The 16,227-nt window shown below is 65.4% G+C and carries 17 protein-coding genes; 15 read left to right on the top strand and 2 right to left on the bottom strand.

Annotation, left to right across the window (positions count from 1 at the left end; genetic code table 11):
• Positions 1-6: 6 nt before the first annotated feature.
• Positions 7-1,101, bottom strand: a complete 1,095-nt coding sequence (gene dprA / locus ACAty_RS00065) for a DNA-processing protein DprA (protein WP_004869662.1) — start codon at positions 1,099-1,101, stop codon at positions 7-9.
• The gene (locus ACAty_RS00070) at positions 1,098-2,144 is read right to left on the bottom strand and encodes a LysM peptidoglycan-binding domain-containing protein (RefSeq protein ID WP_004869665.1); all 1,047 of its coding nucleotides are present in this window, start codon (positions 2,142-2,144) and stop codon (positions 1,098-1,100) included. The genes dprA and ACAty_RS00070 overlap by 4 nt, the downstream gene beginning before the upstream one ends.
• Positions 2,145-2,228: 84 nt before the next feature.
• On the opposite strand from ACAty_RS00070, the gene def reads away from it, so the two are divergent.
• The 15 genes from def to ACAty_RS00145 all read left to right on the top strand — a co-directional run bounded on the left by def (position 2,229) and on the right by ACAty_RS00145 (position 16,224).
• Complete coding sequence (gene def / locus ACAty_RS00075) at positions 2,229-2,735, top strand: peptide deformylase (protein WP_004869669.1); 507 nt, start codon at positions 2,229-2,231, stop codon at positions 2,733-2,735.
• Positions 2,725-3,660, top strand: a complete 936-nt coding sequence (gene fmt, locus ACAty_RS00080) for a methionyl-tRNA formyltransferase (RefSeq protein WP_004869674.1) — start codon at positions 2,725-2,727, stop codon at positions 3,658-3,660. The genes def and fmt overlap by 11 nt, the downstream gene beginning before the upstream one ends.
• A complete protein-coding gene (rsmB, locus tag ACAty_RS00085; protein WP_004869677.1) occupies positions 3,657-4,988 on the top strand; it encodes a 16S rRNA (cytosine(967)-C(5))-methyltransferase RsmB in 1,332 nt (443 codons plus the stop codon). Before fmt ends, rsmB begins: the two co-directional genes overlap by 4 nt.
• Positions 4,985-7,240 carry a sensor histidine kinase gene (locus ACAty_RS00090; RefSeq protein WP_004869679.1) on the top strand — a complete coding sequence of 752 codons (2,256 nt, stop codon included), beginning with the start codon at positions 4,985-4,987 and terminating at the stop codon, positions 7,238-7,240. The genes rsmB and ACAty_RS00090 overlap by 4 nt, the downstream gene beginning before the upstream one ends.
• Positions 7,222-8,628 (top strand): sigma-54-dependent transcriptional regulator, encoded by a 1,407-nt coding sequence (locus ACAty_RS00095; protein ID WP_004869681.1) that lies wholly within the window; start codon positions 7,222-7,224, stop codon positions 8,626-8,628. The genes ACAty_RS00090 and ACAty_RS00095 overlap by 19 nt, the downstream gene beginning before the upstream one ends.
• A gap of 112 nt (positions 8,629-8,740) precedes the next feature.
• Positions 8,741-9,271: a molybdenum cofactor synthesis domain-containing protein gene (locus ACAty_RS00100; RefSeq protein WP_004869685.1), complete on the top strand. Its 531-nt coding sequence runs from the start codon at positions 8,741-8,743 to the stop codon at positions 9,269-9,271.
• Positions 9,261-9,893: a class I SAM-dependent methyltransferase gene (locus tag ACAty_RS00105; protein ID WP_226824462.1), complete on the top strand. Its 633-nt coding sequence runs from the start codon at positions 9,261-9,263 to the stop codon at positions 9,891-9,893. Before ACAty_RS00100 ends, ACAty_RS00105 begins: the two co-directional genes overlap by 11 nt.
• A gap of 67 nt (positions 9,894-9,960) precedes the next feature.
• Positions 9,961-11,835, top strand: a complete 1,875-nt coding sequence (gene mnmG / locus ACAty_RS00110; protein ID WP_004869692.1) for a tRNA uridine-5-carboxymethylaminomethyl(34) synthesis enzyme MnmG — start codon at positions 9,961-9,963, stop codon at positions 11,833-11,835.
• A 13-nt stretch (positions 11,836-11,848) separates the two neighbouring features.
• Positions 11,849-12,496, top strand: coding sequence for a 16S rRNA (guanine(527)-N(7))-methyltransferase RsmG (rsmG, locus tag ACAty_RS00115; protein WP_004869695.1), 648 nt, complete (start codon positions 11,849-11,851; stop codon positions 12,494-12,496).
• Positions 12,497-12,584: 88 nt separating this feature from the next.
• Entirely contained in the window at positions 12,585-13,343 is a 759-nt protein-coding gene (locus tag ACAty_RS00120; RefSeq protein WP_004869699.1) for a ParA family protein, read from the top strand.
• Positions 13,340-14,182, top strand: a complete 843-nt coding sequence (locus ACAty_RS00125; RefSeq protein WP_004869701.1) for a ParB/RepB/Spo0J family partition protein — start codon at positions 13,340-13,342, stop codon at positions 14,180-14,182. The genes ACAty_RS00120 and ACAty_RS00125 overlap by 4 nt, the downstream gene beginning before the upstream one ends.
• Positions 14,183-14,244: 62 nt before the next feature.
• On the top strand, positions 14,245-14,640 hold the full coding sequence (locus tag ACAty_RS00130; RefSeq protein ID WP_004869704.1) for a hypothetical protein: 396 nt from the start codon (positions 14,245-14,247) through the stop codon (positions 14,638-14,640).
• Positions 14,641-14,643: 3 nt separating this feature from the next.
• On the top strand, positions 14,644-15,393 hold the full coding sequence (atpB, locus tag ACAty_RS00135) for a F0F1 ATP synthase subunit A (protein WP_004869707.1): 750 nt from the start codon (positions 14,644-14,646) through the stop codon (positions 15,391-15,393).
• 54 nt (positions 15,394-15,447) lie between these two features.
• Positions 15,448-15,702, top strand: a complete 255-nt coding sequence (gene atpE / locus ACAty_RS00140; protein ID WP_004869709.1) for a F0F1 ATP synthase subunit C — start codon at positions 15,448-15,450, stop codon at positions 15,700-15,702.
• A 42-nt stretch (positions 15,703-15,744) separates the two neighbouring features.
• Complete coding sequence (locus ACAty_RS00145) at positions 15,745-16,224, top strand: F0F1 ATP synthase subunit B (RefSeq protein WP_004869711.1); 480 nt, start codon at positions 15,745-15,747, stop codon at positions 16,222-16,224.
• The last annotated feature ends 3 nt before the right edge of the window (positions 16,225-16,227 follow it).

Here is a 16,227-nt window from a genome sequence, read left to right on the forward strand (position 1 = left end):
AACCTCCTAGCGGAAGCCAGAGAGGCGGCAGAAACGCCCGCCGGGACAGGGAGCGATGAAACCGTGTATTTCCATGCTCAAGAGGATGGCGGAAAGCGCCGATAGCGTCAATCCAGAGCGTTCCGAAATCTCCTCGAGGCTGAGGGTGTCCTCGTGCAGGGCGTTCCACACCATCCGCTCCTGGGGATCCTCGGGCGCCTTCGGTGCGGCCGTATCGCGCTGGAGCTCTCGACGGGCGTGAAAAAGGGGACCCAGTTCCTCGAGGATGTCGTTGCTGGTTTCCACCAGCTTCGCACCGGCACGGATGAGTGCATGTGGTCCGCGCGCCAGGGGCGAGTGAATGGAGCCCGGTATGGCAAAGACCTCGCGGCCCTGGTCCAGGGCCAGCCGGGCGGTGATGAGGGAGCCACTCTGCAGGGCGGCCTCCACCACCAGCACACCGAGACTCAGGCCGCTGATGAGGCGGTTGCGGCGGGGAAAGAGGCCGCTGCGCGGACCGGTCCCGGGAGCTTGCTCACTGACGAGCAGGCCAGCGTCCAGAATTCGGTGGGCAAGCTCCAGGTGCTCCCGGGGATAGACGATATCGGGACCCGTAGCCAGAACGGCAACGGTACCCGTTTCCAGCGCACCCTCGTGGGCAGCGCCGTCGATGCCCAGGGCAAGGCCGCTGACGATGACGAGGCCGGCACGGCCGAGGCTCTCGGCGAAGGCCACGGCATTGGCGCGCCCGCTGGGTGTGGGGTGGCGCGTGCCGACGATGGCCAGGGCGGCCCGACCAAGCAGCTCGCGGCGCCCGCGCAGATGCAGGTAGGCCGGTGCGTCGGGAAGGATCCGTAACAGGGCGGGGTAGTCACTGTCCTCCAGGCTGCAGATGGCATTGTCGCCGATGGCCAACCAGCGGCGATCGTCGGCGTTCAGGAGGTCCCCTGGGTCCTTCTGCAGCTGCGCTACCTGTGCTCTGCCAAGACCCAGTTCGGCGAGCTCTGCCGTTCCCCGGCCAAAGCAGGCGGCAACACTACCGAAGTGTTGCAACAGGGCCCGCTGCCGGACCGGGCCCAGACCCGGGATACGCCCCAGGGCAAGCCAGAGCTCTCTGCTCAAGGAGCGATACCCAGGACCTTGGGGGCCTCGGGCGGGGGACTGCGCAGGGCATCACCGACACGGATGCCGCGTTTGGCGACGGTGATCACGGCAAAGGAGACTTCCGGCAAGACCCGAAAGAGCATGAGGGAACCGACATCCCGTCCAGGCAGGGTGAGGTGCTCCCCCGTCACGGCATCGCGGGTCACGCTCTCGGGGCCATCGATCTGCAAAACGTTACCGGGGACGAGGCCGGCATCGCTGCCCTGGTCCACCACGACCACCTGCCCGACCATCATCTCGGGAAAGTTGCTGAGACTGCCGACGATGTGACCCTGAATCGGATGGGCAGGGCTGCTGGGGAAGAAGTGTGGTTCTGGCACCGGGGTTTCCGGCACCAGGCGATCGCCCAGGGTGATTTCTTCCCGGGCGTTGGTGATTTCGATCTCGGCCAGGGCGCCATCGTGGAGCACTTTGGCCGTGCCAAGGTCTATCAGGGCGTGGCCCAAAGGTTTCCGGTCGCTGGGCCGCACGAGCTGGGGACCAGCACGCACCACCCGCAGCAGGGTGCCGGGGGCGAGATTGCCCAGCTGTTTGACGTACAGGCGATTGCCGTTGCTGAAGATGGTGTCGCTGTCGTCGGCGGCGGCGATGTAGGGGAGTCTTTCGTAGTCGCTACGCTTGGCGATGAGTCCCGGGCTGCCCAGGAAAGGCAGCATCACGCCGGTGTGGTAGCTCGGTATCGGGCTCACCGTCATCTTGGGCCGTAACTGGATCACCTGCAGTTGCGGCACACCCGCCGCATCGTAGCGCAGGACGATGCGATCGCCGGGGTAAATGAGGTTGGGATTGTGGATGGCGGGGTTACGGCGCCACAGGAGGGGCCAGTCCCAGGGGTTTTTCAGGAAGTGCGCAGCAATGCCCCAGAGGGTGTCACCGGGCCGAACCACGTAGACCTGCGGCTGCGCCGCGAATGCCTCGGCAGGAGTGGCCAAGGTGGCCAGAGGCTCGCTGGCAGCGAGGGCCAGACCAAGGCACAGAATGACACGGCGGGCGTTGCGCATGATGGGTTCCTCCAGACTTTCGCAGCGACTAGTATTAGTCCAAGATAAGGGATTTGGCGAGTTAGCGCAGCGCAGAGGACGATCATGGCGCTTTTGAAGATTGTTGAGTATCCCGATGTTCGCCTCAAGCAAGAGGCCGCACCCATTGCCCGCATCGACCGGGACATCGAGGCCCTGGCCGACGATATGGCGGAAACCATGTACGCTGCCCCGGGCATCGGGTTGGCGGCCATTCAGGTAGCAGCGCCCCAGCGGCTCATCGTGGTGGATGTGTCGGAAGCGCGTAACGAGCTCCTGACCCTCGTCAACCCCGAGATCATCGAAAGCTCCGGCGAGGAGGAGATGCAGGAAGGCTGTCTGTCCGTTCCCGGTGTGCTGGAGACGGTTCGCCGCGCCGAACGCGTCAAGGTGCGCGCCTTGGATCTGCGGGGCAAAACCCTGGAACTCGAAGCCGATGGTCTGCTGGCCGTGTGTCTGCAGCACGAGATCGACCACCTCAACGGGACCCTGTTCGTGGATCATCTCTCTCGCCTCAAGCAGAACCTCATCCGCCGCAAGGCCGAGAAGCGGCTGCGTCACCATGGCGGATAGTCGTCGCATCGTTTTTGCGGGGACGCCGGAGTTTGCGCGGGTGGTTCTCGCGGGGTTGCTTTCGGGACCGGAACCGGTGGTGGGCGTTTTCACCCAGCCCGATCGACCCGCCGGCCGCGGGCGCAAGCTGCAGTCGAGCCCCGTCAAGGCCCTGGCCGAGGCGCACGGTCTGGCCATCTTCCAGCCGGAAAGCTGCCGCGATCCAGAGGTCCCCGGGATCCTTCGCGCCTTGCAGGCGGATCTGCTCATCGTCGTCGCCTACGGCCAGATCCTGCCGGAGACCGTGCTCCACGCCCCGCGTCTGGGCTCCATCAATGTGCACGCAAGCCTCCTGCCCGCCTGGCGTGGCGCCGCTCCCATCGCCCGTGCCCTGGCTGCCGGTGACAGCGAGACGGGTATCTCCATCATGCAGATGGAGGCGGGACTCGATTCCGGACCGGTGCTGTGGCGGCGATCCCTTCCCATCCGCGCCGACGATACGGCCGCCAGTCTGCACGATCGCCTGGCGGAGCTGGGCGCCGTCGCCCTGCGCGAGGCCCTGGACCGGCTGTGGTGTGGTACCCTGACGCCAGAGCCCCAGGATCCGGCTCTCGTCAGCTATGCCCGTAAATTGCGCAAAGCCGAAGGTCTATTGGATTGGCAGCAGGCGGCGACGCTCCTGGAGCGTCTGGTGCGTGCCTTCAATCCCTTTCCCGTCGCCCACAGCCAGTGGCGCGGGCAGATCGTGCGTGTCTGGTCGGCGCGTATCGGCGTGGGGTGCGGCGAGCCCGGTCGCATCCTGGCCCTGCATCCCGATGGACCGGAGGTGGCCTGCGGCGAGGGCAGCTTGATCCTGACCCGGGTACAGCCAAGTGGAAAATCGGCCCTCAGTGGTGGCGACTTTCTGCGCGGTTATCGTTTGGCGGTGGGGGAAGCGCTCGGTTGAAGCCGGCACGCCTGGATCGGGGACTCGCCATAGCGGGCCTGCAGCGACTTTGGGCGGGCACTCGTCTTGACGATCTCTTGATGGAAATGGCTCCGGAGCAGGCAGGGCGAGGTACGCTGCAGTGGCTGTGGAGTGCCTGTCTACGCCAGCACGGTAGTCTACGCCGTCTCACGGAACTCCTGTTGCGCAAGGCCCTGCGGCCGGAGGACGAAGACCTCTCCGCCCTTCTGCATCTGGCCCTGGAAGAGCTGCGGGCCGGTCAGCGCCCGGATTTTGCCGTGGTCAACGACTGGGTGGGAGCCTGCGCCCTGCTGCACAAGGAGTGGGCGCGAGGCTTGGTGAATGCCCTCCTACGCCGCTATCTGCGCGAGCGAGAGCCCCTAGAGGAGCAAATCCGGGATGCGCACTGGAATCATCCCCAGTGGCTCGTGCGCCGCCTGCAGCAGGTGTACCCGACACAATGGCCAGACATCCTCGCCGCCAACCTTCGGGAGGCGCCCCTGTGGCTGCGCGTGAATCCCCAAGCCATCACGCCCGCCGCCTACGCAGAGCGACTGGCCGAGGCCAGCCTCCCGGCGCAAAGCCACGCAGGGCTACCCGAGGCTCTGCGTCTGGACACCGCCGTACCCGTGCGCGCCCTGCCGGGCTGGGAGCGGGGCTGGGTCAGCATCCAGGATGGCGCGGCGCAGCGGGCAGCCCATATTCTGGCGCCACGTCCGGATGAGCGCGTTCTGGACGCCTGCGCAGCCCCCGGTGGGAAAACGACGCACCTTTTGAGCTTTGGGGTGAGGCAGTTGACGGCCCTGGACCGATCGCAAGCTCGCCTGGAGCGCCTGCGTCGGGAACTGCAGCGCTTGCAGCTGCCCTTGCCGTCCCTGCACGTGGCCGACGCCGCCGACGTCGACGCCTGGTGGGATGGGATGGTCTTCGACGCCATCCTCCTGGATGCGCCCTGTACGGCCAGCGGGGTCATCCGGCGCCACCCCGACATCTTGCTGCGCCGTCGGGAGGATGACGTAGAGCGCGTCCGTCACGAGCAGCGGCGCCTCCTCGCGGCACTCTGGCGGGTACTCAAGCCCGGTGGTCGACTCCTCTACTGCACCTGCTCCGTGCTACCGGAGGAAAACGGGGAACAGATCGCCAGTTTCCTGGAGGAGCACGACGATGCCCGCGCGCTTCCCCACCCACAATGCGGGCAACGACTCCCCGGGGAGGAGGGCATGGACGGTTTCTTCTATGCGCTCCTGGGCAAGATCCCCATGGCTGTGCCCGTTTCACGTGAAACCGACGGCGCGCACTGCCGTGCGGCGGCGCAGGATAGGGTGTGAGCGGCCAACAGCGACCGGAGTCATCGCGCCGTTCCTGGCTCCGGGCTCTGCGCAACGGTGGCGCCGTGACCAGCGAAGGCAGTGGCCCTCGCCTTGGGGCCTTGCTCCTGATCCTTGCCATCCTGGTCTTTCTGGGCGTCAACTTCATCACCGGCGCAGGCGGACCCCTCAGTGCCTACTTCGTTCCCATGCTGGTGGCCTCGGCGATCATTCTGCTGGGCCTGCTGGGTCTGGTGGTGCTCTCCGTGGCAGCTCTGGTGTGGCGCTTGCGCCGCGGGGAAGTGGGCAGCCAGCTGGCCACCCGCCTCGTCGTCATCATCACGGTCCTGAGCCTGCTCCCCGCCACGGTCGTCTTTGCCTTCTCCTGGCAATATCTGGATCGTGGGGTAGACTCCTGGTTCAGTGCGGCCGTGCAAAGTGCCTTGGACCAGGCCCTGGATGTGGCCAAGGCCGGCATCGATCGCTATCGCAGCAACACCCTCCTTGCGGCAGAGAGCATTGCCCAGGCGCTGGTGGGGGAGTCGGATAGTAATGCCGTGCTCACCGTGATCCAGTTACGCGATCAGTTTCGCCTGAGCAGCGTGACCCTCTTTTCCAGCAACAATCGCATCATTGCCACCAGCAGCGACAGCCTTGATCTGGCCCCACGCCTGCCGCGGCGACAAATGCTAGGCATGAACACCGGTCACCCTGACGCCAAAATCATCACTGAGCCCGATGGCCGTATGGTGGTGCGGGTGGTGGTGCCGGTGATGAGCCCCAACCTCGGCCAGGGCAATCGCCTCCTCTACGTCGAGCAGACCATCCCGGAGCAGCTGAGCAAGGCAGCAGCGGCAGTGCAGGTGGCCTACACCCGCTATCACCAGCTTCTGCTCATGCGCGAGCCCATGAAAACCGCCTTCCAGTTGAGCCTCGGGGTGGCGCTGCTGCTGGCGGTGCTGTCCGCCGTCTGGATGGGCCTGCACCTGGCGCGGCGCCTCACGGCCCCCATTGCCCGCCTTGCTGCCGGTACCCAGGCCGTCGCCCGGGGTGAGTTCATCCCGGTGCAAACCGTGGCGAGCCAGGACGAACTGGGAGTACTCATCCACTCCTTCAACAACATGACCCGCCAGCTAGCCCGCGCCAAGACCCAGGCAGCGGCTGCCCAGGAGCAGGCGGAGCAACGCCGCCTCTATCTGGAAACGGTGCTGGCACAGATCTCTAGCGGTATCCTGACCTTCGACGGCGATGAGCGGCTGACGGAGTGCAACGCCGCCGCGATCCAGATTCTGCAGCAGGAACTCGAGACCGGCCGGAATCTCGCGGACTGCGGCGACGGCGCGGTACTGGAGCCCTTCTGGCAGCTGGTGCGTGACTGGGTGCGCCAGCCGCGAGCGGAGATGCACAAGGAGTTGCAGATCGAGCGCAAGGATGGCAACCAGACCCTCATCCTCCACGGTGCCCGTTTCGTCGAGGAGGGCGGACGTACCGGTTTCGTACTGGTCTTCGACGATATCAGCACCCTGGTCGCCGCGCAGCGCAGTGCCGCCTGGAGTGAGGTGGCGCGCCGCCTCGCCCACGAGATCAAGAATCCCCTCACACCCATCCAGCTGTCGGCGGAGCGTCTACGCCGCAAATATCTGGAACGCCTGGGCACCGAGGCCGATACCTTGGACCGGGCTACCCGGACCATCATCCACCAGGTCGATTCCTTGCGGGTCTTGGTGGACGCCTTCTCGGATTATGCGCGGGCGCCGCAACTGGACCTGCGGCCGGTGGATCTCAATGCGCTGATTCTGGATGTGCTGGAGTTGTATCGCGGCCAGGACGCCGGGGTACGGCTGCAGACGGAACTCGCCCCGGATCTGCCCCTGGTTCGGGCCGACGCCAATCGTCTACGGCAGATCCTCAACAACCTGTTGCGCAATGCCCTGGATGCCTTGGCCGCCCTTGGTGAGAGCGCGACTCCCAAGGTCATTCGCATCCGCAGCCGCGTGCGCGCCGAGGCCGGCCAAGCCGTGTTAGAATGGGAAGTGAGCGACAACGGTCCGGGGTTTCCGGCGGAGTTGCTGGCACGGGTCTTTGAGCCCTACGTGACCAGCAAGGTCAAGGGTTCGGGCCTTGGTCTGGCCATCGTCCGGCGTATTGTCGAGGAGCACGGCGGCCAGATCCAGGCGGACAATCAGGGTCTGGACGGTGGTGCGCGCATCGTGATGCGGTTTCCGCTGCAGGAGGCAGAGATGGAGGAGGGACGATGGAACGGTCGGGCCTGAAAATTCTCGTGGTGGACGACGAACCGGATATCTGCGCCACCCTGGCCGAGATCCTCGAGGACGAGGGCTATGCCGTGCAGACCGCTGCCAGCGCCGAAGCCGCATCCCTTCTCTGCCGCGATCAGATCTTCGACCTGCTCTTGCTGGACATCTGGATGCCCGGTGAGGATGGTCTCAGTCTGCTGCGGCGTCTTGCCGAACAGGGTCTGGAGCAGCCGGTGGTGATGATGTCCGGGCACGGCACCATAGAAACGGCTGTCCAGGCCACCAAGCTCGGAGCCTACGACTTCATCGAAAAGCCCCTGTCCCTGGACAAGACCTTGCTGACGGTGGAGCACGCCCTCGAGGCGAGTCGCTTGCAGCGCGAGAATCGTCTGTTACAGACCCAGGTGGGGGTGGTCAGTCAGCCTTCCGGAGACAGCCTGGCTATCCGCCAGTTTCGCGAGCAACTGGAACGGGTCGCCGCCGTGGATTCCTGGGCACTCCTGCTGGGCGAGCCGGGCAGCGGCAAGGAGGTTGCGGCACGCTACCTGCATCAGCACAGTCGTCGAGCGCGCGGGCCCTTCGTCGATCTGCGTGCCGCCGCCATCGCCCGGCCCAATGTCGCCATCGAGCTCTTTGGCAGCGAACAGGACGGACGGCTCGTTCGCGGGCGGCTGGAGATGGCCCACGGCGGTACCCTCTACATCGACGAGATCGGGGACATGGATCTCGAGACCCAGGCGCGTCTCAGTTCGGCGCTGCAGGAGCGGCGGATCATGCGGGTGGGCGGTGACAGCCCTGTTCCCGTGGACGTGCGGGTCATTGCCGGTAGTGTGCAGGATCTGGGGCAGGCGGTGCAGGCCGGACGCTTTCGTCAGGAACTTTTCTATCGGCTCAATGCCCTGCCCCTGCGCGTGCCGCCCCTGTCGACGCGGGTAGACGACATTCCGGTGCTGGTGGAGGAGTTCATGGCCTTCTATGGCCGCCGCGACGGTCTTGCGCCACGACGCTTCCGACCCGATGCTCTGGACGTGCTGCGCCACTACCCCTGGCCCGGCAATGTCCGCGAGCTGCAGAATCTGGTGGAGCGTCTGCTCATTCTGTCCGAGGGTCCGGAGGTCGGCGCCGATGAGATCGAAGGTGCCCTGGGCCTCGACAATCGCTCCGTCTTTGCCCAGCCCATGGGGCTCGACGAAGAGGACTTCGGTGGAACCCTGAAGCGCGCCCGAGAACGCTTCGAGCGAGCCTTTCTGGAATACCATCTGGCGCGCAACGACTGGAACATTGCCCGGACCGCCGAGACAGTGGGTCTGGAACGTACCCATCTGTACCGCAAACTGAAGAGTCTCGGCATTGCGCTGCGCAGTGAGCGCCGCGGGGACCCGGAGGAGGAGACGGGCCGCTGAGGCGGGCGCCCCCTGGGTCGCCAGCGTGGGCATGCTCTCAAGGGGTGGACGGCACGACCGAGAGCCACGCCGTGCTAGACTCCCGGGAAGTTTCCTTGGTGGAGAGAGCACCATGCCCATAGATCCCAATCGTCCCTTTCAAGCCCTCGGCATCGCCATCCTCACGGCCTCCGATACCCGCACGGCCGATACGGACAGTTCCGGCGACCTGGCCGAAAGCCTCTGCCGTGAGGCCGGCCACCGAATACAGGCACGGGTCATCGCCCGCGACGATCTCCTGGCCTTGCGCCGGCAATTCCAGCACTTCATCGACGATGCCGATGTGGACGTCGTCATCGCCACGGGCGGTACCGGGGTAACGGGCCGGGACGTCTGTCCCGAGGCCTTGGCGCCCCTGGTGAGCAAGCCCATCCCAGGCTTCGGTGAGCTCTTTCGTCAACTCTCTTATTTGGAGATCGGGTCGAGCACCATCCAGTCGCGGGCTGAGGCGGGCGTCTGCTCGGGCACCCTGATTTTCCTTCTGCCCGGCTCGCGTGGTGGCGTGCGTCTGGGTTTGCAGGAGATCGTCCTGCCGCAGTTGGACAGCCGCAATCGACCCTGTAGTCTGGCCGAGCTTTTGCCCCGCATTCGCCATGAGCATTGAGCGCCGTGGGGCATTGACGGTCAAGCATTCCGAAAGCGATACGCGCACCGAATCCGGGGCCGATGATCGTCGTGCCCGCTGGCGGTCGCGTTACTCGGAACTGGCGGACACGCCCCTGCCACCGGCACATACCCTCCTGCAACGCTGGGTTCAGGCGCCCCAGCAGGGTACGGCCTTGGACCTGGCCTGTGGTCGCGGCCAGGACGCCCTGTACCTTGCCCGCTGCGGTTTCGACACCGAGGCCTGGGACCTGGCCGAACCGGCCATTGCCGAGCTCAGTGAGCGCGCCCAGGGTCTTTGCCTACGTGCCCGCGTGCGCGACGTGCTCGCCGAACCCCCCGCCGAGTCCACCTTCGACTGCCTGCATGTGGCCAACTTCCTCGCTCGACCCAATTTTTCCGCAACTGGTTGCGGCACTACGCCCCGGTGGCCTGCTCATCTATACGACCTGGGCGGGCAGTCCTGCTGGGCGCGGCCCGAAGGATCCCGCCTTTCGCGCGGCGCCGGGGGAACTGGCCGCGGCCTTTGCGTCCCTGACCGTCCGCTTCTACCGCGAGGAAAGGGAGCGCGTAACCGGAGTCTGGCAACGTTCACTTGGGTGAGCGCGCCCAGGGACGCCTGACTCGGGCGCGCCCAGGTCGCTGCGCCGGTCTCTTGTCCTGCGCATTGCCCCCGGCGATAATCTCTTTATGGCTCAACAGTATGATCTCATTGTGGTCGGTGGCGGTCACGCCGGGGTCGAGGCGGCGGCCGCTGGCGCTCGCCTCGGTGCCTCGACCCTCCTCCTGACCCAAAACCTGGATACCATCGGCCAGATGTCCTGCAACCCGGCCATCGGTGGCATCGGCAAGGGACACCTGGTCAAGGAAATCGATGCCTTGGACGGCCTCATGGGGCGCGCCATTGACGCAGCCGGGATCCAATTCCGCACCCTCAACCGCCGCAAGGGGCCGGCGGTTCAGGCGACCCGGGCGCAGGCGGATCGGGTGCGCTATCGACAGGCCATTCGTCAGCTGCTGGAGGCGCTGCCGCAGTTGCACCTTTTCCAGGGCACGGTGGCCGATCTTCTGCTGCGCGGCGGTCGTGTGGCCGGAGTACAGCTGGAGAACGGCATTGAGATCGGGGCCGGCGCCGTGGTGCTCACCACGGGAACCTTTCTCGGTGGTCAGATCTACATTGGTGACCGGCGCACGGCGGCGGGTCGCGCTGGCGACCCGCCGGCCAACGCCCTGGCCCAACGCCTGCGGGCCATGGAGTTTCCGGTGGGTCGATTGAAGACCGGGACCCCGCCGCGCATCGACGGTCGCAGCATCGATTACCGCCACCTGGAGCCGCAGCCCGGAGACACCCCGCCGCGCCCGTTTTCCTTCCTCAATAGGCGGGTGGTGCTGGGGCAACTGCCCTGCTACATCACCCACACCAACCGTCGCACCCACGAGGTCATCGCTGCCAATCTGCAGCGCTCCGCCCTCTTTGGCGGCTTCATTCAGGCTACCGGGCCGCGCTACTGTCCCTCCATCGAGGACAAGATCGTGCGCTTTGCGGACAAGGAGTCCCACCAGATCTTTCTCGAGCCGGAGGGTCTGGACACGCAGGAAGTCTACCCCAACGGTATCTCCACGAGTCTGCCCTTTGCGGTTCAGGAGGAGCTGGTGCACACCATCCCCGGCCTCGAGGCGGCGATTCTGCTGCGCCCCGGATATGCTATCGAGTACGATTATCTGGACCCGCGCGATCTCGATCACAGCCTGCAGAGTCGGCGCCTGCCCGGTCTTTTCTGTGCCGGCCAGATCAACGGCACCACCGGCTACGAGGAGGCCGCTGCCCAGGGTTTGCTGGCGGGCATCAACGCCGTGCGCAGCCTGCGCGGCGAAGAAACTTGGTGTCCAGCGCGGCACGAGGCCTACATGGGGGTGCTCGTGGACGATCTGGTGAGCCGGGGCGTGGACGAACCCTATCGCATGTTCACCAGTCGTGCCGAGTATCGCCTGCAGCTCCGGGAAGACAACGCCGATCGCCGGCTCACGCCCATCGGGCGAGGTCTGGGTCTGGTCGGTGACGAACGGTGGCGACACTTTGAGGAGAAGCAGGCACAGCTCGAGCGAGAGCGGGAGCGACTGGCCGGCCTGCGGGTCCGCCTCGATGCGCAGATGGCGCAAGGTGTTGGGATGGACACCAGCGCTGGCGAACCGCGGGACCTCAGCGCTCTCGAGTTGCTACGCCGTCCCGAGTGGGATTACGCCGCCGTTGTTCGGCTGGTGGGCGGAGAGGGCGATCTCCCTGCAGCGGTGGCCGAGCACCTGGAGATAGAAACGAAATACGCCGGCTACATTCAGCGTCAGGCGGAGGAGATCGAGCGTGCTGCGCGCTGGGCACACGCCAGCATTCCCGAGGACCTGGATTATGGTCATCTCCATAGCCTCTCCTTCGAGGTGCGCCAGCGCTTGCAGAGGCAGCGTCCGCGAACCGTGGGGGAGGCCAGCCGCATCCCCGGCGTGACTCCGGCGGCCATCTCCCTGCTTTTGATTCACGTGAAACGTCGGCAGCTACAGGCCGGTGCCTGAGCCCAGGCATTCCATGGGGGATTTTCCCACGGAGCTCCTGCGCCAGCAGCTGGGCGAGGGCCTCGTCGCCCTGGGTCTGGATACCGCCGTGGGTGAAGCGGCGCGCGATGGGCTGCTGGACTATCTCGCCCAGTTGCAGCGCTGGAATCGTAGCCACAACCTCACCGCCATACGCGACCCGCACGCGATGGTGGCGCAGCACCTTCTGGACAGCCTGGCCTTGCTGCCCCATCTGCCCGATGGACTGCTCCTGGACGTCGGCAGCGGCGCGGGTCTGCCGGGTGTGCCCCTGGCCATCGTTCGGTCCGGGCAGGACTTTGTGCTCATCGAGCCCAACGCCAAGAAGGCGGCATTCCTGCGGCACGTGCATCGCCACCTTGGCCTTGTCCGGGTGGTGGTCCATGCTGGACGCGTCGAAAACTACCGTCCGCCAGAGCCCGCCGCCGCGGTCCTCAGCCGAGCCACGGCGTCTCTGGCGCGCCTGGACGCGATGACCCAGCACCTGCAGGCTAGCGGCACCCGGGTGCTGGCGGCCAAGGGCCCGGGTTGGCGCGAAGAAATGCGGGAATGGCCGCGGGCGGCAAGCCTTGCCCCCGAGAGCATCCCCCTCGCCGTACCCGGGCTTCCACCGCGGTTTCTGGTGCGATGGCCAGGAGGGTGACGGCGTGGGCCGCAACGGGCTAGCCCAGGGTGGCGGGAAAAGGGTATGCTCTCACCCATCTCCCGAGACCGAGCACACTCTCCACTCGATGCGCTGCATTGCCATTGCCAATCAGAAGGGCGGGGTCGGCAAGACCACGACGGCGGTCAACCTGGCCGCGGCGTTGGCGGCTGCGGGCAAGCGGGCCCTGCTCATCGATCTGGATCCCCAGGCCAACGCCACCACGGGCATGGGCCTGGCGAAGACCCTGAACCCCAACGTCTACCACGTCCTTCTGGAAGAGGTCGGTGTGATGTCGGCGGTACGGCGGGCGGCGCAGCTGGATCTGCTCCCGGCCAGTCCCGATCTGGCCGGTGCCGAGGTGGAGCTCGTCCAGCGACCGCAGCGGGAATCGGTCCTGCGTCGCGCCCTGGAAAAAGCCCCGGACCAGTGGGATTATTGCCTCATCGATTGCCCGCCCGCCTTGAACCTGTTGACCATCAATGCCCTGGTCGCGGCGGAGCGCGTCCTCATCCCCATGCAGTGCGAGTATTACGCCCTGGAGGGCCTCGCCCAGTTGCTGGCCACCATCCGGCGGGTGCGGGCGCAGCTGAATCCAAAGCTCGAACTGCACGGCGTGTTGCGCACCATGTTCGATACCCGCAACCGTCTCGCTGGTGAGGTGGGTTCGGAACTGGAGCGCCACTTTCCCGAAAAACTGTACCGCACGGTGGTCCCCCGCAACGTTCGTCTCGCCGAGGCCCCCAGCTACGGCAAGGCCGTCTTCGACTACGACCCGCACTGCGCCGGTGCCGAGGCCTACCGCGTCCTGGCCGCAGAGTTTCTGCAGCGGGAGTGGCGTCCATGAAGCGACCGGGTGCCCTGGGACGGGGTCTCGATGCCCTCTTTTCGGCCCAGGCGGGCGGCGACAGTCTGCGCAGCATCCCCCTGGACCTCTTGCAGGCGGGACCTTTCCAGCCGCGCCGGCACTTTGCCGAAGAAGCCCTGGAAGAGCTGGCCAGCTCCATCCGCAGCGAAGGGGTCTTACAGCCCATTCTCGTGCGTGCCGTGGCGGACGGGCGTTACGAGATCCTGGCCGGAGAGCGGCGTTGGCGAGCGGCGCAACGCGCCGGTCTGCGGGAGATACCGGCCCTGGTACGGGAATGCGGCGATCAGCAGGCTCTGGCCATCGGTCTCATCGAAAATATCCAGCGCCAGGATCTCAACCCGCTGGAGGAGGCGCAGGCCCTGCAGAGGTTGATCGATGAATTCCACTTGACGCACGAGGCTCTCGCCCAGTCCCTTGGCCGTTCCCGCGCCGCCATCAGCAATCAGTTGCGCCTGTTGCGGCTGGATCCGAGCCTCGCCCCACACCTGCAAAGCGGCGCCCTGTCGGCGGGACATGCCCGCGCGCTGGTGGCACTGGAGCCCGCCCTGCAGCGCGAGCTTGGTGTGCGCGCGGTACGTGAGGGCTTGAGTGTGCGGCAGATGGAAAGTCTGGCGGGACGGCGGCGAGAGGCACGCCGGGCGACTGCGGTAGATGCCAATGTCGAGGCACTCAGTGCCGCCATTTCGGCGCAGCTGGGCTTACCGGTTACGGTGCGGCAGATCGGTGGGGGCGGGGAGTTGCGTATCCGCTGGCACGACGCCACCCAGGAGGCGGAGTTGTGGCGACGCCTGCGCGTGGATCTCGGCGCTCTGGATTAGTGTCCGCCCTTGACGAGCCCGATGCGCGCCTTTAGACTCCAAGCCGATTCAGGACCGAGCCGTTGAAAGCGCAAGAAAAACAAACGGCGATGGTGCGGTTTTCGTCCTTCGTGGCGCGTGTGGTGGCGTGGGAAGTGACCTTGGCTTTGCTGGTTGCTTCCGTCGTCCAGTGGCGCTGGGGGCGTGAACCTGCTCTAGCGGTCTTATATGCCGCATCGTTGAGCGTCATCAATATGCTCATTTTGGGTAGTCGCCTCGTGGCGCTCCCTGTGTCCGGCCGGGGCGCGCAGCGCCTGGGTGGCGCAGTGTTGCAGCGCTGGACGATAACCCTGGTGGGGCTGCTGGTGGCCATCGCCTGGCTCCACCTCCCCGTGATGGGGCTGGCGGCTGGCCTGCTGCTCACGCACTTTGTATTCTTGGGATTCATGCTGCAGCAACGCAGCAGGCAAAGGAGTTGAATCGTGGCTCAAGGCGATATCGCCCAGCATCTTACCAACTGGCACGTTGGCCATGGCTTCTGGACCTTCGACCTCGACACCATTTTCATGGGTTGGGCACTCGCCGCGGTTCTCGTGATCACCAGCATGGTGGTGGGTCGTAAGCTCGTCAGCGGCGCTCCCACGGGTATGCAGGCTTGGCTCGAAGGTGTCGTGGAGTTCATCGACAACCTGGTGACCGACAGTTTCCCGGTGCGGGACCCGCTCATAGCGCCGGTGGCGCTTACCGTCTTTCTGTGGATCCTGCTCATGAACAGCATGGACGTGATCCCTGCCTACCTTCCGGGCATCGTCGCGCACTGGTTCGGTCTTCCGGAGTTCCGCATCACGCCCACGGTGAATCTGAACACCACCCTCGGCGTTGCCATCGCGGTGTTCCTGCTGAGTCTTTTTACCAGCCTGCGGGTCAAGGGTTTCGCGTATTTCAAGACCTACCTGACGCATCCCTTCGGGCCCTGGCTCTTCCCCTTGAATATCGTCATGACCCTTATCGAGGAGATCACCAAGCCCTTGAGTCTCGGTCTGCGACTCTTCGGCAACATGTTTGCGGGAGAACTCGTCTTCCTGCTCCTCGTACTGCTGCCTTGGTGGGGTGAGACCCTCCTGGGTGTGGTCTGGTCGGGCTTCGAGAGTCTCATCATCATACTGCAAGCCTTCATTTTTACGGTGCTTACGGTGGTGTATCTGGGCATGGCCAACATGCAGGAACACTGACGGCACAGCACGATAGCCGGATTTTCGTCAACCTTTGTCACCTCAGGAGTCATCATGGACGCGCATACCATCATCGTTGCAGCTACCGCCATCGCCGTGGGCATCATCTTTGGTGCCGCTGGGCTCGGTTCCGCCATCGGTTGGGGCTTGATCACCTCCAAGACCATCGAGGGCATCACCCGTCAGCCCGAGATGCGCCCGCAACTCATGGTCAACACCTTCATCTTTGCGGGCTTGATGGAATCTTTCCCCTTCATCATCCTCGCCTTTGGTTTCTGGTTCCTCTTCGCCAATCCCTTCCTGGGTTGAAGTCGGTCCGGCATCTGCCGGTTCTGCACATAAGAGGGAATCATGAATCCAGTAGCAATCAATGGCACCCTGATCATTCAGTTGATCACCTTCGCCATCTTGGTGGTTTTACTCTACAAGTATCTGTACGGCCCGCTGCGCAAGATCATGGACGAGCGCCGCGCGAAGATCAGCGATGGCCTCGCAGCGGCGGAGCGTGGCAAGGAAGAGCTGGCATTGGCGCAAAAGCGGGCGGAGCAGATCCTGCGGGACGCCAAGGATAAGGCTGCCGAGATCATTGCCAGTGCCGAGCGGCGGGCCGTGGAGATGCGCGAAGAGGCGCAGGTCAAGGCGCGGGAGGAGGCGGATCGCATCATCGCCGGCGCCCGGGCTGAAATCGAGGTGGAGACCAATCGTGCCCGCGAAGTGTTGCGTGGGCAGGTGGTGGAGCTCGTGGTGGACGGCACTCGCCGCATCCTCCATCGGGAAATCGACAGCAATGCCCACCGTGACATTCTGGACCGTGTGGTCGGGGAGCTCTGAGGC

It is taken from the genome of Acidithiobacillus caldus ATCC 51756 (assembly GCF_000175575.2).
GTDB classification, from domain to species: domain Bacteria; phylum Pseudomonadota; class Gammaproteobacteria; order Acidithiobacillales; family Acidithiobacillaceae; genus Acidithiobacillus_A; species Acidithiobacillus_A caldus.

Coding starts and splice junctions, on each gene's coding strand:
- rsmG (WP_004869695.1), top strand. CDS start 11,849: ATGGGGGATTTTCCCACGGAGCTCCTGCGCCAGCAGCTGGGCGAGGGC.
- mnmG (WP_004869692.1), top strand. CDS start 9,961: ATGGCTCAACAGTATGATCTCATTGTGGTCGGTGGCGGTCACGCCGGG.
- ACAty_RS00095 (WP_004869681.1), top strand. CDS start 7,222: ATGGAACGGTCGGGCCTGAAAATTCTCGTGGTGGACGACGAACCGGAT.
- fmt (WP_004869674.1), top strand. CDS start 2,725: ATGGCGGATAGTCGTCGCATCGTTTTTGCGGGGACGCCGGAGTTTGCG.
- ACAty_RS00100 (WP_004869685.1), top strand. CDS start 8,741: ATGCCCATAGATCCCAATCGTCCCTTTCAAGCCCTCGGCATCGCCATC.
- ACAty_RS00105 (WP_226824462.1), top strand. CDS start 9,261: ATGAGCATTGAGCGCCGTGGGGCATTGACGGTCAAGCATTCCGAAAGC.
- ACAty_RS00120 (WP_004869699.1), top strand. CDS start 12,585: ATGCGCTGCATTGCCATTGCCAATCAGAAGGGCGGGGTCGGCAAGACC.
- def (WP_004869669.1), top strand. CDS start 2,229: ATGGCGCTTTTGAAGATTGTTGAGTATCCCGATGTTCGCCTCAAGCAA.
- ACAty_RS00070 (WP_004869665.1), bottom strand. CDS start 2,144: ATGCGCAACGCCCGCCGTGTCATTCTGTGCCTTGGTCTGGCCCTCGCT.
- ACAty_RS00145 (WP_004869711.1), top strand. CDS start 15,745: ATGAATCCAGTAGCAATCAATGGCACCCTGATCATTCAGTTGATCACC.
- ACAty_RS00125 (WP_004869701.1), top strand. CDS start 13,340: ATGAAGCGACCGGGTGCCCTGGGACGGGGTCTCGATGCCCTCTTTTCG.
- atpE (WP_004869709.1), top strand. CDS start 15,448: ATGGACGCGCATACCATCATCGTTGCAGCTACCGCCATCGCCGTGGGC.